General features: G+C 39.1%; 19 protein-coding genes, 1 tRNA gene and 1 pseudogene. 5 read left to right on the forward strand and 16 right to left on the reverse strand.

All coding sequences use genetic code 11. The features are described from left to right. Nucleotides 1-321, forward strand: a pseudogene (locus tag H529_RS11905) (hypothetical protein); the annotation flags it as partial. Nucleotides 322-521: 200 nt separating this feature from the next. Here the strand turns inward: H529_RS11905 and H529_RS0108235 are convergent. Beyond that, nucleotides 522-1106: a DJ-1/PfpI family protein gene (locus tag H529_RS0108235; RefSeq protein ID WP_028843143.1), complete on the reverse strand. Its 585-nt coding sequence runs from the start codon at nt 1104-1106 to the stop codon at nt 522-524. 253 nt (nt 1107-1359) lie between these two features. Further along, a tRNA-Gln gene (locus H529_RS0108240) sits at nt 1360-1434 on the reverse strand. Between the two features lie 163 nt (nt 1435-1597). Between H529_RS0108240 and hcp the strand changes: the two genes are divergently transcribed. Beyond that, nucleotides 1598-3211 carry a hydroxylamine reductase gene (gene hcp / locus H529_RS0108245; protein ID WP_022856036.1) on the forward strand — a complete coding sequence of 538 codons (1614 nt, stop codon included), beginning with the start codon at nt 1598-1600 and terminating at the stop codon, nt 3209-3211. Between the two features lie 194 nt (nt 3212-3405). On the opposite strand, the gene rfbD is transcribed toward hcp, so the two are convergent. From rfbD to H529_RS11600, 5 genes are read right to left on the reverse strand one after another with little or no spacing between them, the layout of a single operon-like run. Next, nucleotides 3406-4254 (reverse strand): dTDP-4-dehydrorhamnose reductase, encoded by an 849-nt coding sequence (gene rfbD / locus H529_RS0108250; protein ID WP_022856037.1) that lies wholly within the window; start codon nt 4252-4254, stop codon nt 3406-3408. Further along, nucleotides 4251-5237, reverse strand: coding sequence for a dTDP-glucose 4,6-dehydratase (rfbB, locus tag H529_RS0108255; protein ID WP_022856038.1), 987 nt, complete (start codon nt 5235-5237; stop codon nt 4251-4253). Before rfbB ends, rfbD begins: the two co-directional genes overlap by 4 nt. Next, on the reverse strand, nt 5234-5800 hold the full coding sequence (gene rfbC / locus H529_RS0108260) for a dTDP-4-dehydrorhamnose 3,5-epimerase (protein WP_022856039.1): 567 nt from the start codon (nt 5798-5800) through the stop codon (nt 5234-5236). Before rfbC ends, rfbB begins: the two co-directional genes overlap by 4 nt. Then, the gene (gene rfbA / locus H529_RS0108265) at nt 5801-6682 is read right to left on the reverse strand and encodes a glucose-1-phosphate thymidylyltransferase RfbA (RefSeq protein WP_022856040.1); all 882 of its coding nucleotides are present in this window, start codon (nt 6680-6682) and stop codon (nt 5801-5803) included. Between the two features lie 39 nt (nt 6683-6721). Then, nucleotides 6722-6877, reverse strand: a complete 156-nt coding sequence (locus H529_RS11600; RefSeq protein WP_155984473.1) for a hypothetical protein — start codon at nt 6875-6877, stop codon at nt 6722-6724. 504 nt (nt 6878-7381) lie between these two features. Here H529_RS11600 and H529_RS0108270 point away from each other — a divergent pair. Beyond that, nucleotides 7382-7870 carry a universal stress protein gene (locus H529_RS0108270; protein WP_022856042.1) on the forward strand — a complete coding sequence of 163 codons (489 nt, stop codon included), beginning with the start codon at nt 7382-7384 and terminating at the stop codon, nt 7868-7870. Between the two features lies 1 nt (nt 7871). On the opposite strand, the gene ybgF is transcribed toward H529_RS0108270, so the two are convergent. The 4 genes from ybgF to recJ are packed head-to-tail and all read right to left on the reverse strand — an operon-like array spanning nt 7872 to nt 12415. Continuing rightward, entirely contained in the window at nt 7872-8840 is a 969-nt protein-coding gene (gene ybgF / locus H529_RS0108275; protein ID WP_022856043.1) for a tol-pal system protein YbgF, read from the reverse strand. 14 nt (nt 8841-8854) lie between these two features. Further along, a complete protein-coding gene (locus H529_RS10700; protein ID WP_022856044.1) occupies nt 8855-9652 on the reverse strand; it encodes a formyltransferase family protein in 798 nt (265 codons plus the stop codon). Then, complete coding sequence (locus H529_RS10705) at nt 9642-10718, reverse strand: deoxyguanosinetriphosphate triphosphohydrolase (RefSeq protein ID WP_051132423.1); 1077 nt, start codon at nt 10716-10718, stop codon at nt 9642-9644. The genes H529_RS10700 and H529_RS10705 overlap by 11 nt, the downstream gene beginning before the upstream one ends. A gap of 11 nt (nt 10719-10729) precedes the next feature. Then, entirely contained in the window at nt 10730-12415 is a 1686-nt protein-coding gene (gene recJ, locus H529_RS0108290) for a single-stranded-DNA-specific exonuclease RecJ (protein WP_022856046.1), read from the reverse strand. 48 nt (nt 12416-12463) lie between these two features. On the opposite strand from recJ, the gene galE reads away from it, so the two are divergent. After that, the gene (galE, locus tag H529_RS0108295) at nt 12464-13441 is read left to right on the forward strand and encodes a UDP-glucose 4-epimerase GalE (protein WP_022856047.1); all 978 of its coding nucleotides are present in this window, start codon (nt 12464-12466) and stop codon (nt 13439-13441) included. Between the two features lie 11 nt (nt 13442-13452). Beyond that, complete coding sequence (locus tag H529_RS0108300; protein ID WP_022856048.1) at nt 13453-14430, forward strand: NAD(P)-binding domain-containing protein; 978 nt, start codon at nt 13453-13455, stop codon at nt 14428-14430. Here H529_RS0108300 and proB read toward each other — a convergent pair. From proB to H529_RS11330, 5 genes are all read right to left on the reverse strand, one after another. After that, complete coding sequence (proB, locus tag H529_RS0108305) at nt 14427-15542, reverse strand: glutamate 5-kinase (protein ID WP_022856049.1); 1116 nt, start codon at nt 15540-15542, stop codon at nt 14427-14429. The genes H529_RS0108300 and proB overlap by 4 nt on opposite strands. 4 nt (nt 15543-15546) lie before the next feature. Then, entirely contained in the window at nt 15547-16584 is a 1038-nt protein-coding gene (obgE, locus tag H529_RS10710) for a GTPase ObgE (RefSeq protein ID WP_022856050.1), read from the reverse strand. Between the two features lie 3 nt (nt 16585-16587). Further along, the gene (locus tag H529_RS0108315; protein ID WP_022856051.1) at nt 16588-17628 is read right to left on the reverse strand and encodes a DHH family phosphoesterase; all 1041 of its coding nucleotides are present in this window, start codon (nt 17626-17628) and stop codon (nt 16588-16590) included. 12 nt (nt 17629-17640) lie between these two features. Beyond that, on the reverse strand, nt 17641-18828 hold the full coding sequence (locus H529_RS0108320) for an exo-beta-N-acetylmuramidase NamZ family protein (RefSeq protein WP_022856052.1): 1188 nt from the start codon (nt 18826-18828) through the stop codon (nt 17641-17643). After that, nucleotides 18812-20859, reverse strand: a 2048-nt coding sequence (locus tag H529_RS11330) for an N-acetylmuramoyl-L-alanine amidase (protein ID WP_022856053.1), incomplete at its 5' end; no start/stop codon positions are given. The genes H529_RS0108320 and H529_RS11330, both read right to left, overlap by 17 nt.

Raw genomic sequence — 20859 nt, forward strand, 5'->3', positions numbered from 1 at the left:
TCGGTAGTTGATTATTCACTAACTGGGAGGACAGTTGCTGAGTATTTGGACAGGCTTTGTGAGGTGTATGGGCCACCAAGGATTTTTAGGCGAGACGATGGGCCTGAGTTTAGGTCAAAGGAGTTTTGCAGGGTGATCATAAAAGGTGTCTCAAGATGGGGGCATATAATTAAAAGACTCTCTCATAATAACAGTCTCGTATATGGGGGCATCTCACTATATATCCACAAAATCCTTTGTAAGTCATATTGGCTGTCTGTTTTTTTTTGCTTGTATCTTGCCAGGTGCTGTACCCTTTGTTTGAACCAGGTAAAGGCATAAAATTATTTATTAAATCGTTTAGACAGATTGGAAAATAGGAAAAAATGAAAGATATAAATTTCTATCGGTAATTTAGGGTTGATATTTTTTTATCCTTTTTAAAAAGATAATTTTGAGGATTGAGAAAAATAATTTTAATAAAGAAAGGCAGGGCGAGAAAGATTGAGGTATTCAAAATATTTTCGAGGATGAAAAATTTTTTAAGATTTTAAAAGTTTTAGTATGCTTTTTGCAAATTCTTCTGCTGCTTGAGGACCAGAGCCTGTAACTACTTTTCCGTCAACTTCTACAGGTTTCCCTGTATATTCGGCTCCTTTCTCTTCTAAAACCTTACCTTCTGAGCTCCATACGGTTGCTTTTTTACCTTTTAATACTCCTGCTTCAGCTAATATTCTGGGAGCAAGACAAATCGCCCCTAAAACTTTTCCCTGAGAAAGAGCTTCTTTCGCAATTTTATGTGCTTTAGTATTATGAAAATATTCTTGAGCTCCTATACCTCCTACAAAAACGATAGCATCATAATCTTTTACCTCTACCTGGTCAAGTAAAATCTGAGGCGTTACCAAAGCCCCAAGCATCCCCTTAGCCGGCTTTAAAGAAGAGGAAGCTATTACTACCTCATAACCCTCTTTTTCAAAGAGTTCCTTAGGGATTAACAACTCCTCATCCCTAAAATTTTGATGAGCAATGATCATTAGGATTTTTTTAGAATTTTTAGCCAAAACTGAACCAGAAACAAGTAAAACCAAAGGGATTAAAAATAAAACCGATTTTAGTGCACTCATCGCCCCTCCCCCTTTTTTATTTTTCTATAATAATAATTTTAAACAAATTCTTTCTAAGAAGTCAATAAAGATTTACTTAGTTGATAAAGATTTGCAGAACAAAGGCTTCTAAATTTTGAAGGTCAAAAACCTACCACAAACCTACAAACTTACTAAATTTTGTCTGGTTGAAACACTGCTGAAAATGTTTGAGAAGGTAATGAAAGGGAGTATAAAGACTACCTGATGAAACTTATTACAGAAACTTAGTTGATGGCTGGGGGAGGAGGACTCGAACCTCCACTCGTGGATCCAGAGTCCACTGTCCTGCCAATTAGACGATCCCCCAACCGTCTGTTTAAATAAAACTTAAAATATTTTATGGTTTTGTCAATAGGTTAGGTTTTAAAATGAAAGGCTAAGGGTATCGTCCTTTTTGACCCAAGTCAAGGAAAAATTTTCTTTTCTAAATTATTTTATTTTCTATAAAAACTTAAAAAGGAGGTGCAAAGATGTTTTGTAACCAGTGCGAACAAACCGCAGGAGGCAAGGCCTGTACAGTAAAAGGGGTATGTGGCAAAACCCCAGAAGCTGACCTTTTACAGGACTTACTAATCTATAACCTGGCCGGGCTCTCAGAGGCCTATCTTTTGGCTCAACCTAAAGGATATAACGACCCAGAAGTAGACTTTTTCATCCTGGAAGGAATGTTTGCAACCCTAACTAACGTCAATTTTGACCCTGAAAGAATTAAAGCTTATATCGAGGAAGCTTCTACCTTAACAGAAAAAATCGAAAACACCTACCAGGTAAAATCCTCGTTTGACAAAATCCCTACATCAAGCATGGATGAGTTGATAAACCTTGCTAAAGAATATGAAATAGACCCTAAGTTTAAAGAAGTTTGGGGAGAAGACATCTTTTCTCTTAAACTCTGTGTGCTCTATGGTTTAAAAGGTATCGCTGCCTATGCCTACCATGCCCATAAACTTGGGGTGTGGGACCAAAAGGTTTATCGCAAATTTAAACAGCTTTTGGTAGACGTTTATAAGGAAAAAGAAGACTTAGAGGCCTGGGTTAAAAGGGCTTTAGAGGTAGGAGAGTTAAACCTTAAAGTTATGGAACTTCTCGATAAGGCAAACACTCAAGTCTTTGGCCATCCTGTGCCTACCAAAGTGCCTCTTGGCACCAAAGCTGGAAAAGCCATCCTTGTTTCTGGACACGACTTAGAGGACCTCTATGAGCTGCTTAGACAGACAGAAGGAAGGGGCATCTATATCTATACCCATGGGGAGATGCTCCCTGCTCATGGCTATCCTGAGCTAAAAAAATTTCCTCATCTATACGGTAATTATGGAACTGCCTGGCAAAACCAGCAAAAAGAGTTTGTTAACTTTCCTGGACCTATCGTTATGACTACCAACTGCCTTATGCCTCCTAAGGAAGAATACAAAGACAGAGTTTTTACCTTAGGTCCGGTTGGGTTCTCAGGGGTAACTCATATAAAGGGTAAAGACTTTTCTGCGGTAATCGAAAAAGCCCTTTCTATGCCTGGGTTTACCGAAGACAATCCAGGGAAAGAGGTTATGGTTGGATTTGCCAGAAACGCAGTACTTTCTGTAGCAGACAAGGTAATAGAACTGGTTAAAGCAGGAAAAATTAAACATTTCTTCCTGGTAGGTGGCTGTGATGGGGCTAAACCAGGTCGTAACTACTACACCAAGTTTGTAGAAATAGTTCCTCAGGATGCCGTTATCCTCACCCTTGCTTGCGGAAAATACAGATTTTACGATAAAGACCTGGGAGATATCGAAGGTATACCGAGGCTTTTAGACATAGGGCAATGTAATGATGCCTATTCTGCCATTCAGATAGCCTTGGCTATGAGTCAGGCTTTTGGAGTAGGGGTAAACGAGCTTCCTCTTTCTTTGGTGGTCTCCTGGTATGAGCAAAAAGCAGTAGCCATCTTGCTTACCCTCTTATACCTTGGGATTAAAAACATCTTTCTTGGTCCAAGTTTGCCTGCCTTTCTGTCTGAAAACGTGGTCTCATTCTTAGCGGAAAACTATAACATAAGGCTTATCTCAGAGCCTGAAAAAGACCTGAGCTTGATGCTAAAGGCTTAAAATTACAAAACTAAAGCTTATTCTGTTGAGATTTTTAATCCTAAATAGAGGAAGGAACTTATTTCCTTCCTCTATTTTGTTATGTCTTTGGTACCCAATCTTACCAATTAGACAGAGCCCCAGGAGAGAAAAAAAGCTTTGGTTTGGGAAGTCTCACATTTCAAAAATTTATCCAGAAATATGGAATTAGTTACTTAGACTTCATAGCTGTACTGAAAAAAGGCAATCAATTCATCTTTCCAATGCCTTATCTCTATCCCAAGCCTTTTACATATTTTATCATTACTCATGGGAGAAAAGCGTGGTCTTTTGGCAGGAAGGTTAAAGTCAGATTGATAGGCAGGGTAGATAAACTTATCTATACCTTTAAGCCTAAAGTATTCCCTCGTCCATTCAAAGCGGGATGCATAGCCAGAATTCACAAGATGATAAAGCCCGGTAAGACCTTGTTCTATGGCTTTAAGGGTCACTTCTACAATGGTTCTTGTAGATGTTGGCACCGAAAACTCATCGCAGGCAATCCTCAAATATTCCTGATTTTTAGCCCACTGGTTAAGTTTATAAAGAAAGTTTTGCGTTCCCTCTCCGTATACCCAGCTTGTGCGAAAAATAAGGTAATTTTCCATGTTTTCCTGAATGAAACGCTCTCCCCAGAGTTTACTTTTTCCGTATTCATTCAAAGGGTTTGGCTCGTCTTCTTCTGTATAAAGCCCTTCCTTTGTACCATCAAAAACATAATCTGTTGAGAAGTGAATCAACAAAGCTTTTATGTCACTACAAACAACACTTAGGTTATACGGGCCTATGGCGTTAACCAAAAAAGCTCTTTCTTTTTCTTTCTCTGCACCATCGACGTTATTGTAAGCAGCACAGTTTATAACTATGGTTGGTTTTATTTCTTTAATTATCTTAAAAACTGCCTTAAAATCAGAAACATCAAGCTCTTCCCTTGAAAAATCTACAAACTCTGTACCTTTTTGTGTAAATTGTCTTATAAACTCTCTTGCTAACTGCCCTTTTGCCCCAGTTATGAGAATCTTCATGAATAAACCTTTTTCCAGAGTTCCTCAAGATCTCTTAGCTTAGCTTTAACCCAATCTATGTGTTCTAAATACCAACCCACCGTCTTTTTAAGCCCTTCTTCAAACTTAATCTTAGGCTCCCAACCAAGTTCAGTTCTTATTTTGGTTGCATCTGTAGCATACCTATAGTCATGCCCAGGTCTGTCTTTAACAAACCTTATAAGTGTTTCGTCTTTACCCAATAACCTCAGGATTTCCCTAACCACCTCTATGTTTCTTTTTTCTTCCCCACTTGAGATGTTGTAAATTTCACCCACAATACCTTGCTCCAAAATCATACCTATAGCTCTTGCGCAGTCATCTACGTAAAGCCATTCCCTTATGTTCATACCTGTGCCGTAAACAGGAATATGTTCGTTTTTAAGAGCTTTGAGTATAACCACAGGAATCAGCTTTTCTGGGTACTGCCAGGGTCCGTAGTTGTTTGAGGGTCTAACTGTGATAACAGGAAGGCCATAAGTTCTGTAATAGGCTCTTCCAAGCATGTCAGCACTTGCCTTGCTTACTGAATAGGGTGAGTTTGGGTTTAAAGGGGTGTCTTCTTTGAATTTTCCAGTCTCTCCTAATTCCCCATAAACCTCATCTGTAGATATATTTACAAATCTCTCTATCTTAAACTCCCTTGCAAGTTCTAAAAGATTTAAAGTTCCTTCTACGTTGGTTTTAACAAATTTCTGAGGTTCTAAAATTGACCTGTCTACATGAGTTTCCGCAGCAAAATGAACCACCACATCGGGACGAAAATCTTCAAAAACCTTCTTGAGGGCTGACATATCTGTTATATCTGCATGGTAGAATTCATACAAGCCTTCAATCGAAGATAGTCTCTCTAAATCTCCAGCATAAGTTAGTGCATCTACTACCCCTACGGTATACACAGAAGCATACAACCTGACAAAAGCACTACCAATAAACCCGGCACCACCTGTTACTAATACTTTCAAAGTAAATCCTCCTCTTTCAAGTCTCTTAATTTAGGAAGTTTAGCATCCTTCTGGGATAACACTATCCTATCTACCTGGTCCAAAGGCCATTTAATCGCTATGTCTTCGTCATTCCAAATAATACCAGCATCGTGCTCAGGGGAGTATTCAGCCCCTGAAACCTTATAAATAACATGAGCAAAATCTGAAAGAACTAAAAATCCGTGAGCAAATCCTTCTGGGATCCAAAGCATGTACCCGTTTTCTTCGGAAAGCTCAACAGCTACCCATTTTCCAAAGGTCGGACTATCTTTTCTTATGTCTACAGCTACATCAAATATTCTTCCTACTACGCATCTAACAAGCTTTCCTTGAACTTTAGGCTTTTTCTGGTAGTGAAGACCTCGTAGGACGCCTTTTATAGAATAGGAATGATTATCTTGAATAAAATCTACATTTATTCCTTCCACTTCAAATTCAGACCTTTTATAAGTTTCCATAAAATATCCTCTCTCGTCCCTAAATACCTTAGGAACAATAAGCACCACATCTGGAATAGCAAGTTTTTTAAAAGTAAAGGGCATTTAGCTTTCCTTAGTAAGGTTTATTAAATACTTTCCATAATCAGTCTTTTTCAAAGGCTCTGCAAGCTTTAAAAGTTGCTCCTTATCTATCCAGCCGTTTCTATAGGCTATCTCTTCTATACAGCCTATCATGAGTCCTGTTTTTTTCTCAATTGTTGCCACAAACTCTCCAGCTTCAAGGAAACTCTCATGGGTTCCAGCATCAAACCAGGCAAAGCCTCTTCCAAGAAGTTTAGCTTTCAACTTTCCTCTTTTTAGATATTCCTCGTTTACAGAAGTTATTTCTAACTCACCTCTGTGAGATGGTTTTATGGATTTAGCTATTTCAAAAACCTCGCTATCATAGAAATACATACCTACGACTGCGTAGTTTGACTTTGGCTTTTTAGGTTTCTCTTCCAAAGATAATACTCTCCCAGATTCGTCAAACTCAACTACACCAAACCTTTCTGGGTCATGCACATAGTAGGCAAAAACACAAGCCCCACCCTCTTTTCTCACTTCCTCTTTTGCAGAAAGCATTATTTTGGGAAGGTCATGCCCGAAAAATATGTTGTCTCCAAGCATGTAGAGTATACAATTCTGGTTTTTTAGATATAGTTCTGTCAGGATAAGTCCTTCTGCAAGTCCTCTTGGTCTTTCCTGAATCACATAATCTATCCTCATGCCAAGATGAGAACCATCACCTAAAAGCCTTTTGAAGTTTTCCACATCTTGAGGATTAACTACCAGAATCGTCTCTCTTATTCCGATAAGCATACTTAGAGATAGAGGGTAATAAATCATAGGTTTGTTGTAAATAGGAAGAAGATGTTTGTTAACAACGTGGGTAACTGGATAAAGCCTTGTCCCAGAGCCTCCAGCAAGGATAACGGATTTCATCTTTTTCCTCCCTGAAAAGTAAAATTCATTCCATTTGCTTTAAACTTTAAGATAGATATAAGCTTCAACGGGCTTCCACCAGTGGATATCGCAGGTGTGAGATTCATAGTTTTTGTATTCCTGCTCGTTGTAAGGGGCTGTATAGGTCTCGGTATGTGATTCTACAGTAGTCTGGTATATGGGACAGGCTTGCATTTTCTATCTCCATTATAATAGTGTTACATTATACCAAAAATTTTCTAACCTGAGAAGGCCAAGACACAGCTTAAGAAAAAGGATGTTTAAGAAGTTACGTCAAGGAGAAAGGTCTTAAGGTTTACTTTTCTTATCAATTTAAGTAAGAAACTTTTCGTTTGTCTGAGAATTCCTGCAGGTAGACTGAATTTAATTCAAGGGGGATGTTGAAAAACACCTTGAATATCACCTACAGGCCTTTTAATAAAGATTTGCCAAGTTGAGAGATGAGGTTAAAAGATTTATTGACACGATGAATCATTTAGAGAGGCTCATGAAGGAGATTAAGGGTAGGGCTAAAGTTATAGAGGTATTTACGGGTAGACCCAATTAGATAAACGATATGTCATCAAAGTTTATAAATTTCTATCGGCAATTTATGATATTATCCCTTGATTAAAAAACTTTTAAACTTATCATAAAAATAAAATATAGTATAAAAAAAATCCTTACAAGGAGGGATTTATGGTTGAGATTAAAAACATTTTAGTTCCTGTAGATTTTTCTGAGGTTTCTGAGTTTGTGGCTGAATGGGCTAAGGATCTTGCTAAAAAGCTTAATTCTAAAATTCATGTTGTCTTTGTTTTAGAAGATTTGGCTGCCTATGAAGGACTCTATGGTTCGGTAAAAACCCTTACAGACCTTGAAAATGTGCTTTTAGAAGGGGCTCAAAAGTCTATGGAAGACTTTATGAAGAAACACTTTGCTGACTATCCTGAGGCTCAGTCTATTATCGTAAAAGGCGACGTGGTTGAAAAGATCATCGAAAAAGGCGACGTGGTTGAAAAGATCATCGAAACCGGAGAAAAAGTCAAGGCAGACCTTATCGTAATGGGAACCCATGGGAAAAAAGGGCTTGATAGAATCCTCTTTGGAAGCGTAGCAAACGGTGTGGTAAAAAACTCTCCTATTCCTGTGTTGACTATTAACCCCTACAGGCTTAAAAAAGCTTAACCTACCTTTTTATACCTAAAAGTTTTTTGGCCTCCTCAGCTTCTTTACTTTTAGGATAGAGTTTTATGATACGTTTCAATAAGATGGTGTAGGCATCTTTATCTCCTAAGTTTTTAAAACTTAAAGCTTGTTTATACATGGCTGAGGCCTTTAAAGTCGCGGGAGCAGAGCTTTCTATAACCTTTTGATAGGACAAAATAGCGTCTTCGTAATCCTTTTTATTGTAATAAATTTCTCCCAGCCAATAATGACTCTGGGCTAAAAACTTGCCTTTAGGGTATTTTTGTAGATACTGTTTAAAGGCATTCATAGCTTCATCCCACTTTTTTTGCTGATAGAGGTCAAAAGCCTGGCTGTAGACCTCAGCCTCAGTTAGCTCTTTTTGAGGAGATCCTTGCTGTTTGGAAGCCTCTGTTTTAGCAGTCCCGTTAGAGGTAGCGTTACTTGAAGAAGTAAGGGTTTGAGGTTTGGTTTCCTGGGTTGCGTTAGATACAGTTTGGTTTGATGGTTTAGATGCAGTTTCGTTAGATACGCTTGAGGAAGTGGCTTGAGAAGAAGACCCCTTTTCTTCTAAAGATTTTACCTTTAATTCCAGGGCTTCTATTCTGGTTTTAAGCTCTTCTGATTGTTTGGTAAAGGTCTTATAAAGGTCTTCTTTTGAAGCCACAAGGTCCTCTACCTGAGAAGATATCTTAGCCTGAGAAGACTTAAGTTCCTCTATCTCAGCTAAGGCCTTGGTTTTTACCTCTAAAAGCAGGTCCTCGCTCAGTTTTTTTTCTAAGGCATTTATCCTTTCTTTTAACTGATTAAGTTCGTTTGCTATGGCCTTTTGGTTTTGCGATTGCTGTTGAAGGGTAGTTTCAAGGTTAAGGACCTTAACCTTTAGAGCTTGTATTTCATCTTGAGAGGCTACACACCCTCCTAACAAAAGACTAAAACCTAAACATCCAACATATAAAATCTTTTTCATCGCTTTCCTCCTGGTTAAGTTATGATAAAATCCGGTAAGCTTTTTTCTATTTCTTCTGTTAAATCAACAGGGATATCTCCCTCAAACCCTATTTTTTCCTCGCATAGATATTTTAAAGTAAACACAAGCAAAGGCAACTCTCTTTTCAGTTCTTCTTCGCGAATTTTTCTAAAGAGGGCGTTTTCTTCTCCTTCGAGTTTTTTAAGCCCTGAAAGATGGTATTTTAGAAGTTTGGCCTCAGTTTCTTCCCACAAAGGGATAAACTCAGGGGTACGAAGATTTAGTCTAAAGTAGGTGAGGGCTGGGCCTTCGTCAAGTTCAGGAGTTACCTGATGAAACATCGCCCCTGTTTCCATAGCCCTTGCGCTAATAAGCTGCCAGATAACCTCCTGCCAGGACCCTTTAGGACCTCCTGGAAGAGCTGGATGAAGATTGATCAACCTTAAGGACTTACAAAAGTCTTCTGAGGTAATCCACATATAACCAGCTAAAACCCCAAAGTCTATCTCCATATCAAGCCTTTTTAAAACCTCCGCGTGATACTCCTTTCTCCAGAGGTCCCTTTGAGCCTTTCTAAGCTCTGGTTTAAAGCGTTCAGCAGAAAAACAGATAACCTTAAGCCCCAGATCTTCCTTAGCTTCTTTTATCAGCCTTTCTGCCCATTCTCCTTCATCTGGTGCTTTGCTTACAAACACATATTCTAATCTGGCAGGTATGTTTCCCTTTTTTATCTCCGAATATACCACCCTTAGCAGGTCTAAAGCAGCCTTATCTCTTGCGGTAGTAAACCAACCTATCTTCTTATAGCTCATAGTCTATGCCTCCAAAAACCTTCTCCAGCCCTTGCCAAGGCTTAGGAACAAAGCATTCAAAATACTGGTAGATAGCATATCTGTCAGTCATCCCTGAAATATAATCAGCTATCAATCTCTCTTTAGGCTCATCAGGAAAAACCGATTTAGCCTTTATAAAATAAGGAATGTTCTCAAAATTTTTGTCATAAAACTCAAAAAGCTGTAAAAGCAGTCTTTTGGCTTTCTCAAACTCTTTTCTTACAGACTGGGAAAAATAGATTTTCTCAAACAAAAACTCTCTAAGCTCTGTCAAAGCACTAAGCACCTTATCTTCCATCACAATCTCAGAGTAGTTTGCCTCTCTGGTAGAATAAACGATACTTTTTACCAACGTAGAAATCCTTTGGGCATGGGTTTCTCCCAGGATTTTTTTAGAATTTTGAGGAAGGTCTTTTAAGTCTATCATCCCTGCTCTTAGAGCATCATCTACATCGTGGTTGACATAAGCTATCACATCTGAAACCCTTACTATCTCAGCTTCAAGAGTGCTTGGCTTATCAGATCCCTTACTTAGAATAGGTCCCATCCCTTTAGAATGTTTTAAAATACCCTCCTTTACCTCAAACGTAAGATTTAAGCCTCTTCCGTCTTTTTCCAGTTTCTCAACCACCCTCAAGCTCTGCTCATAGTGTCTAAAACCACCCTCTAAAAGCTCGTTTAAGACCTCTTCTCCTGCATGGCCAAAGGGAGTATGCCCAAGGTCATGCCCCAAAGCTATAGCCTCAGTCAGGGTCTCATTTAGATTTAAAGCCCTGGCTATAGTCCTTGCTATCTGAGCTACTTCCAAGGTGTGGGTAAGTCTCGTCCGATAATGATCTCCTTTAGGGGCTAAAAACACTTGGGTTTTATGTTTTAGCCTTCTAAAGGCCTTGGAATGAATAATCCGGTCCCGGTCCCTTTCAAAAGCCGTTCTTATCTCACACTCTTCTTCAGGATAAGTTCTTCCCCGGGAAAATCGGGACTTACAAGCTTTAGGTGCTAAGTAAAGCTCTTCAAAAGCCTCCTTTTCCTCTCTTATACTTATAGTACGGGTTTTCATCTTACATCAACTACCTTTATTTCTAAGGTGTTTCTGTAGGTGTTTACGTAAGGTTGACCTAAAACTAACCTTATCCTTTCATCTTCTACCACCTGGTTAAACCAGATAGCGATGATCTCATTTAGTCCTTTTTTAAGCACAAACTTAGAATGTTTATCCTTTAACAAAAATCTTTCTTTTACCTCGAAATTTCTGATAAGAATGTTTGGAGGGAGATGGGCCTCTCCGTAGGGATGGAGATAAGTTAAAGCCTTCAGGTTTTCTGGATGTAAAAGCTCTGCAAGTTCTACCTCAGCCTCAACATATACTATCTCTTTTTCAGGTTTAGAAACTAAAGTTAATTTTTTGATTTCGTCAGCTAAACGAGATTTTAGGGCCTCTATGTTATTAAGACTTACCTGAAATCCAAGTGCATGTTTATGTCCGCCATACTGAATAAGAAGGTCTTCGCACTTAGAAACTGCCTTAAAAAGATTAAGCCCCTCAGGGGCTCTTCCAGAGGCAAACCCTACTCCGTTTTCTATAGAAACAACGATAGCAGGAACCTGATACTGGTTTTTTAACCTATTAGCAATAAGTCCTAAAAGACCCTTGGGAAGATTTTCTGCAGCTAGAAAAATAAAAGGATAGCGTTCTATCTCTCTCTTAGCCAAATTCTCTAAAGAAGAAAGTATCTCTAACTCAAGCTCCTGGCGTCTCTGGTTGATACCCTCTATCTTAGTTAAAAGCTCCTTAGCCTTAGTTTCTTCGTTTTCTTTTAAAAATTGAAAAACCAACTCAGGGGTCCCCATCCTGCCTGCGGCGTTTATCTTAGGAATAACCCGATAAAGTAGGTCTTCTTCAGAAAGGGTTCCGTTTAGCCTTGAGTTTTCTATAAGAAGTTTTGTTGCCAAAAAAGAGGGGGAGGAAAGGTCTCTAAACCCGTAAAAGGTAATCGTGCGATTTTCTCCAAGCAGAGGCACCATGTCAGCTAAGGTAGCTAAACCCACAAGCTCAAGGTATTTTCGTATCTGAGGGATGTTGTCTCCTCTAAAAAACCCTTGCTCGTAAAAAAACTTTCTTAGAGCCCTTATCAGGGTAAAAGCTACCCCTGCCCCGCATAGATGATAAAAGGGAGAGCTTTTAGATGTAAGCTTTCCAGAAACCACGATGGTATCAGGTTTTTCGACTACCTCGTGATGGTCTGTAACTATCACATCTATTCCCAAGGCTTTAGCCTCGTTTACGGTATCAGCTGCAGAAATTCCCACATCTACCGTGATTAAAAGACTTACCCCTTTTTGTTTGAAGTAAGGCAAAAATTTGGCGTGAAAACCATAACCTTCTTTTTCCTTACTGGGAATAAGCCATTCAACCTTACAGCCAATACTTACCAAAAAATCATACAACACAAAGCTTCCGATAATGCCGTCAGCGTCTGAGTCTCCATAAATACCTATGGTCTCGTTAGAAATAGCTGCCTGATATATTCTTTTTACCGCAGGTAACATGTCAGGAATCAAAAAAGGGTCACCAAAATCGCTAAGCTGGGGGAAGAGAAAACGATAAGCTTCTTTTATGCTGGTAAAGCCTTTATTGATCAAGACTTGAGCAAGAAACGGGGTAAAAAACCCTTTGGTTACAAATTGTTTTAAAACTTCTAAATCGACCTGTTTATTAACCCAAACTTTGGTTGACGACATACAAAACTTATTGTATCATATCCAAAACAAAAGTAAAACGGTTTTAACATGGCAAAACCTAAAATTTTAATCACCGGTGGCTGCGGATATATAGGGTCTCATGTAGCCAAACTTTTAGTCCAAAATGGATATGAAGTGGTTATCATCGATAACCTTAGCACCACCGGAAAAAAAATCCCCTATGGCAAGTTTTATCAAGTAGACCTTGCCGTAGAAGAAAAGGTAGAAAAAATCTTAAAGGAAGAAAAACCTGAGGCTGTGATGCATTTTGCAGCCTCTATCGTGGTTCCTGAAAGTGTAGCTTTTCCTCTAAAATACTACCGCAATAACGTAGAAAATACCTTAAAACTTCTTTCAGCGATGAGCAGAGCCAAGGTTAAAAAGTTTGTTTTTTCCTCTTCAGCGGCGGTTTATGGTATACCAAAAACCATTCCTGTACCAGAGGACGCACCTTTAGAACCCATCAACCCTTATGGTAGAACCAAGGCGATGATAGAAAGGGTCTTAGAGGACCTTTCTCATGCAGAGGCTTTAGACTACATAGCCCTAAGATATTTTAACGTGGCAGGGGCAGACCCAGAGGCTGAGTTAGGACCAGCCTACAACCAGCCTACCCATCTTATCATAAGAGCCCTTAAAACCGCTAAAGGAGAATATCCCTATCTTGAAATCTATGGCACCAACTATCCTACCCCAGATGGGACCTGCATCAGAGACTACATCCATGTAATGGACTTAGCCGAGGCTCATATCCTTGCCTTAGAATACTTGCTTGATGGCGGAAAAAGCCTAGTTTTAAACTGTGGGTATGGGGTTGGGGTTTCGGTAAGACAGGTGGTAGAGGCTGTAAAAAAGGTCACAGGGGTTGACTTTAAAGTAATAGAGACAGAAAGACGTCCTGGAGACCCTCCGGTTTTGATTGCCGATAATCGAAAAATTAAGTCTCTTTTTTCCTGGGAACCTAAGTTTCAGAACTTAGAAATCATCATCCAACACGCCTGGGCTTGGGAACAAAAAATTAAATAAAGAGGATAGTAATGGAAAAACCCTTAGAAAGGGTAAAGATTGCCATAGTAGGTGGTGGCCCTGCAGGTATTGCCTGCGCGATAGAAGCCAAAGCTAAAGGGTTAGAGCCTGTGGTGGTTCTGGAAAAACATAAAGAGGTATGCTATACCATTTCCAAGTTTTACAAACCAGGGAAAAGGGTAGATGCTGATTACCGAGACAAAAACGTCAAACCCATAGGGCTCTGCTCGTTTGAGACAGAAACTAAAGAGGAGTTTTTAGAAAGGATTAATTCCTGGATAAAACAGTGGAAACTTGATGTAAGACTTAATTCTGAGGTTACCAACATAGTCAAGAATAACGGTGATTATGAAATCTGGGTAAAGGATAAGCCCACATTTTTGGCTGAGTTTGTAATCATTGCTATAGGTATCTTTTGTGCACCTAACAAACCAGAATATCCCATTCCTTCTGAACTAAAAAACAGGGTATTCTTTGAACCACCAGATGTAGCCTTAGAAAACAAAAAAATTTTAGTGGTAGGTGGAGGAAACACAGCAGCTGAGGTAAGTCTTCAGTTTTGTGACAAAAACGAGGTACATCTTTCTTACCGAAGGCCTTATTTTTTTAGGATAAACGAAACTAACCTAAACCTTCTTTATCAAAAAGAAAAAGAAGAAAAAATCAAACTTTTATTAGGGACAGACATAATTCAGATAGCCCCTGAAGGTGAAAAAATAAAGGTCTTCTTTAAAGATGAAACGACTGAGTTCTATGATGTTATCATCTACTGTTTAGGAGGAACCACTCCTAAAAATTTTCTAAAAAAAATCGGAATAGAGTTAGATGAAAAAGGAAATCCTATCCTAAACGAACATCTGGAAACCAACCTTCCTAAGATTTTTCTTGCAGGAGACCTTGCGGTCAAAGGAGGAAACATCCTTAAAGCCTTTAACTCAGCCCACACCATCATAGAAAAAATCACAGAATACGAAAAAAACAGGGCTTAAGAGCTAAGGATTACTAAATTATCTCTATGGATTACCTCTTTGTTAGGTCTTTCATCAGAGGAGAGAAGATTTTGCAAATCATAGGAAGAAAATGCAGTAAGGCCTTTGGCTATGATTTCTCCTTTCTGGTTTAAACATTCTACACAGGCACCCTTTGGGAATTCTCCTTCTATCTTTTGAATCCCTGGTAAAAGTAGACTTTTTCCTTTTTCTAATAAGGCCTTTTCAGCCCCTTCATCTATATAAATCCTACCTTCTGGTTTGATGTAGTATTTTATCCAAAGTTTTCTCATGCTGAGTTTTCTTTCTTCAGGCCAAAAGATGGTACCTATCTCTTGGCCTCCCCAAAACTTTTCCAAAATAAAAGGTTCCTTACCTGAGAGAAGAACCACAGGAATGCCCATAGAGTTTGCCATCTTAGCTGCCAGCAACTTTGAATACATCCCTCCCCTTCCTAGACTTCCAGGTTTTTTACCTGCCATCTTAAAAATCGTCTCATCTACTCTAAACACCTCAGATATCTTTTCAGCCTGGGGGTTTTCTCTTGGGTCCTCCTTATAAAGGGCATCTATGTCTGAAAGGATAACCAAAAGGTCTGCCTCGATGGTTCCTGCAACCAAAGCAGAAAGGGTATCGTTATCACTAAATCTTATCCCTTCTGTCGTAACTGTATCGTTTTCATTAACTATAGGAAGTATCCCCCATTTAAGCAAGGTCTCAAAGGTTTTTTTGGCGTTAAGGTAGCGTTCCCTCAGAGATAGGTCTTCTGCAGTAAGAAGAATTTGAGACACAAAAATACCGTATTGATTAAAAAGGTTTTCATAAGCCTGAATTAAAGCCGCCTGTCCTATAGATGCCAAGGCCTGTTTTTCACAAAGAGCAAGAGGCTTTTTATAAAACTTTAACTTTGCCCTTCCACAGGCAATCGCACCTGACGAAACCAGAGCTACCTTATACCCCTCTTTAACCTTTTTCTGAAGCTGATAAACCAAGTTTTCTAAAACTTCATAGTTTAATCCCTCATCCTGTTTGGTAATTACCGCACTACCAACCTTTACTACCATCCTTTTTACATTTTTTAAAACTTTTTTTAGTCTGGCTTGTCTATCCATAACTTTATTGTCCTTGAATGATCTCTTTGTCACTGGTCTGTAATATCTCGTTTATTTTTCTCCAAAGGGCATAAATCAACTGAACCACCCCTTGGCCTGATACCGCAGAGATAGGAAAAATCTTTGGTTGGTCTTCTTCAGGGAAAAGACACACGATTCTTTCTATCTCTTCTTGGTCTGCTATCGTATCTATCTTGTTTAAGGCTATAAAGTATTCCTTTTCTAATAAACGTGGGTTAAAAAGTCTGAGTTCTTCTTTAAGTACTTGATAATCCTTCAAGACCTCTTCTTTTTTGGTTATGTCAAGCACGTAGAGTAAAACCCTTGTGCGTTCGATATGTCTTAGAAAGTCATGCCCAAGACCAATCCCCTTATGAGCTCCTTCTATCAGCCCTGGGATATCAGCCACCACAAAAGACCCTCCTTCTAACAGACTTACCACCCCTAAATTAGGCTCAAGGGTAGTAAAAGGATAGTCGGCGATTTTGGGTTTAGCTGCAGAAATCCTGCTAAGAAGGGTAGATTTCCCAGCGTTAGGGAAACCAACCAGTCCTACATCTGCTATCAATTTTAACTCAAGCAGAATCCACCTTTCCTCTCCAGGGGTTCCTTTTTCAGCAATTCTTGGGGCCTGTCTGACCGGGGTAGCAAACCTTGCGTTCCCCCTGCCGCCTTTACCTCCTTTGGCTACTACCAGGGTTTGACCAGGAGTTACCAAATCACCTAAAACCTCTCCGGTTTCTGCATCTTTTACAACAGTACCTACAGGTACACGCAAGATAAGGTCTTCCCCATCTCTTCCTTTCATCTTTTTGCCCATCCCAGGGCGACCGTTCTCAGCCTTAAAATGTACCTGATGATAAAAATCATACAGGGTATGGACCTGAGGGTCTGCCATCAAGATAACATCCCCTCCATCCCCTCCGTCGCCTCCGTCTGGACCCCCCTTAGGCACGTATTTTTCCCGTCTAAAGCTTACACAGCCATCACCACCATTACCTGCCTTAACATAAATTTTTGCCTGATCTACAAATCTTGACATAACTTACTCTTTTACCTTCTCTTTTTCTTTTCTATCTATCAACTTAAAATACTTATCAAAAAGTTTGATAAGCTTATCGGTATTAAAAAGCTCTGGAGGGGTAGAAAGGTTGGCAAAAGGAATTTCAGCCCGAGCCTTTTCTCTATGCCCTCCTGCAGAACCGATGTCTTTAAAAAGTCTGTTAGCCATTTTTCCTGCATTTTTTCTATAACCATCACAACGAATGATGATAGTTAACACTTTCTTGTATTCACCCCCTACAAACACCCAAGAAGTTTCATACACCTTGTTGAAAAAATCAGCTATCAACACTAAAACATCAGTATTACTCACCTTCCCTACATAGGTAAACATCCTGTTTTTTCTAAACTTAAGCTGGTCTAAAGCAATCTTAAAATACCTGAGTTCAGACCGCCTCAAGCTTGAGCTCTCTATCTTGGAAAGAAGATGTTTGTTCATGTGTTTATAAAGGTTCTGAAAAGCCATTACATCATGGATGTTAGCACTTTTTTCAAAGTTGCTGGTGTCTGTTTTTATCCCGTAAACCAAAGCTGTAGCCAAGTAGACAGAGGGTTTGATTCTTAAAGTTTTTAAGTATTCATATAGAATGGTTGCCGTAGCACCATAATCAGGTCTGATGTCATAATACTTAGCCTCGATTTCGCTAAAAAGAGGGTGATGGTCTATCACCACATCCCAACTGATGTTTTTAAACTCCTCTCTATGAGAAGGTTGCGAGTCCACCAAAACAAATTTATCATGTTCTTCAAGCAGCCTAGGATAATACTTAACCAAGGGTATTTTCAAAACCTCTACCATCACTTTATTGTTAAGCCTGGTTATTTCGTTTATGTTGGCTATGGTTACTTTTTCTACCCGGTTTTGCAATATTCTTTTAAAGGCTAAAGCTGAAGCAAGAGAATCAGGGTCTGCCCAAATAACGATAAGCACCCTGTCTTTCTTCTCAAAAAGTTTCAGTAAATAACTTACCCGCTCCTTGTTAGACTTAAACCTAATCGTTTTATTGTTTGACTTTTTAGCCATAAAGTTTTATTTTTACTCATACATCAAAATAGAGGCTATCTCTTCCTGATAATTTTTTAAATTATAATACAAGTAAAAATCAAGGTCAATTTCCTTTTTCCCTTCTAACCAATCAAGCACCGGTTTACTTCCTACTAGAATGTCTATCGGACGTTTTTTTTCTTCAAACTCATAAGGAACGTTTGAAAAATCAAATTCTGAAAAACTCTCTTTTATAAACCTTAGCAAAATAAGGGTGGTTTTAACTGGTTGAAACCTTACAGGATCTTTCACGTATAGTTGAAAACCAAAACAACGGCTACCTTTCCATTTATCAAAGGTAGGCTCAAAAACAAAAGGCCTTAAAACTACATAATTTTTCTCTGAAAAATCTAATTTTTCCCAAAAATGAAGCACCTTTTCTATCCTTAAATAAGGGGCACCAAAAACCAGAAAGGGCAGGGTTGTGCCTCTACCTTCAGAAAGGTTTGTTCCTTCAAGCAACACCTGACCTGGATAAACAAGACTACACCACCAGGAAGGAAGGTTAGGGGAAGGTAAAACCCAAGGCCTCCCAAGTTCCTTCCATAACAAACTTTTCCTGTAACCCTTTACAGGAACTACCTCTAAATCCAAACCTAGAAAATGTCGTTTTTTAAACAGTAAGGCTAATTCTCCTATGGTTAAACCATGCCTTAAAGGTAAAGGGTCAAGGCCTACAAAGGATCTAAAATCTTCTTCTAAGTAAGGGCCTTCGATCTTTCCTCCTATCGGGTTTGGTCTGTCAAGGACTACTACTTTTTTCCCTAAGTTAAAACACACCTTAAGTAGCAAAAACATCGTCCAGATATAGGTATATACCCTACAGCCAACCTCCTGCAGGTCCACAAAAACCACATCTATGTCTTCTAAATGACAAGGTTCTGGCTCTAACCTTGGGCCATAAAGACTTATCACAGGGGTTTGGGTAAAGGGCTCCACTTCGTCATAAGACCCTATCATGTTAGCCTGTTTCTCTGAGTAAAGCCCATGCTGAGGGGAAAAGATAAGCCTGAAGTTTTTCCCAAAGGCCTGTTTAAACCTTATAAAGGTGGGGGTAAAGGTCTCATCAAGAGAGGCCTGATTGCAAAGAAGGGCAACCTTATACTTCTGATAAACTTGATAAAGCCCCTGAGAAAAAAACAGGTCTACGCCAAAAAGAGGTTTAAGAGGTTTTGCCATGGAAGTTCTGAGAAAGTTTTAGAGTTTGTATATAAGATTCTACTCCCTTAGCGATACCTTCAGCAAGCATCTCTAAATAATGAGGATTTTTAAGTCGTGACTCCTCTACAGGATTGGTTATGAATGACACCTCTACCAAAATAGCAGGCATCCTTGTACCTACCAAAACCAAGAAAGGAGCACACTTTACCCCTCGAGAAGTGGTATCAGGATAAAACCTTACTAAGGTTTGATGAAGATATTGGTTAACCTTTTCTGCCAAAAGCTTTGATTCTGAAAGTTTGGTGTTAGAAAGAACTGCCTTGATTAAATCTTGAAGGTCGCTTAAAGTTTTATCTGAAGCTGAGTTTTCAAGAGCTGCAACCCTCATAGACTCTGGGTCCGTGCTAAAGTTAAGATAATACACCTCGATACCTCTTGCGTTAGGGTTAGGAGAGGCGTTGGTATGGATAGAGATAAAAAGGTCACCTTTTTTGGAATTAGCTATTGCTGGCCTCTGGATTAAGGGGATAAAAACATCGGTATTCCTTGTTAAAATTACCTTTACCTCTGGCAAGCGCTCCTTAAGTTTTTGCGCTAACAGCTTAGCTACCTGAAGGTTGACTTCTTTTTCCTTTAGCCCTGTAGGTCCTACAGCCCCTGGGTCTTCACCCCCATGTCCTGGGTCTATTACTATCCTTTTTATCCCTAAACCAAACTGTCTCGCAAGATTTATGTATTCCTGCTTGTCCTCGGTCTGTTTTTTCTTAAAAGACAAACTCTTAGACTTTTTAGGTTTGGTAGCTATAACAGTAGAAGGCATCTTTTCTTCGCCGGTAAAATCAAGCACAAGCTGATGAGGGTCCTTTAACTTAAAAATTTTGTAAGAAGTAAGGCTTTTTAGGTCAACCACAACCCTTACTACGTTTTTATCAAACTGACCTACTCTTACCTTTTGTAGATGTACGTCCTTAAGTTCTATTTCCTTAGGAACTTTAGGGTCAAGATTTGCTGGATAGATGTCTACATAAATCCTTGGGGGACTTTTCAGGATGTTTGTCTGGTACTCAAAGTTTCCAGAAACACCGATGATAATCCTGGTATAGTCTTCTCCTGTTACCGGGGAAACCTCTAACACCCTTTTGGCATCAGCTACTAAAGCTGGAATAGGTTGAGCGTTTACCTTGGTTTCAGAACGCTTAGGTACCACTTGAGGGGCTAAAGTAATCTTAGGCTCTTGAGCGGTTCGATTTGAAGTATAAAATTCAAATGTTTCTCTCTTTTTTTTCTTCTTTTTAGCGATTTCTTTTTGAGTAGCAGGAGAAGATCGCTGAGGTAAAGGTTTTAGTTGAGCAAGATAAGCACTTTTAGGAAACCTTTGCTCAAGCCCCTTTTTATATCTTTCAGCAAGGTTTTTGTCAGATAACTCCTCACCATATATCTTAGCCAGCATATAATAGGCTTCTTCTGTCTCAGCTGAGTTAGAATAATAAGTCAAAAGTCTTTGATAATTCTTCACCGCTTGGTTAAGGTCTGATTTTCGAAAAGATTTGGTATAAGCCTGATAATACGCCTGGGCTACTCGTAACACTGCCTTAGGAGCTAAAGGGTTGTTTGGATAAAGGAGATAAAACCGCTTATATTCCTCTGCCAACCTCACCCATTGCTTTCGGCTAACCTTAGGACTGTTTTTTAAACCTTCAAACTTCTTTTCCAAAGCCTGAAAACTCGTCTCTTTTTCCTCTAAAGGTTTTGAAGGCTGAGATAAATAAGAATCTTCGTCCTCTTCCTTAGGTCGGATGATAAGTCTTTGGTTTGGGGTTAAAATTTCTGACCTAAGCCGATTAATTCTCTTAAGTTCCTCCTTAGAGACACGATATCTCTTTGCAATACTATCTAAACTTTCTCCCTTCTTTACGATATGGTAAACATATTCTTTTTTTTCTGTGGTTTTTAATTTTTCTCTGGTAGAGGTTTCATCCTTTTTGACCCCAACGATAAGCTTTTGTCCTACTAAAATTTTATCTTTTTTTAGGTTATTAAGCCGCTTTA

The organism is Thermodesulfobacterium thermophilum DSM 1276 (assembly GCF_000421605.1).
Lineage (GTDB): Bacteria > Desulfobacterota > Thermodesulfobacteria > Thermodesulfobacteriales > Thermodesulfobacteriaceae > Thermodesulfobacterium > Thermodesulfobacterium thermophilum.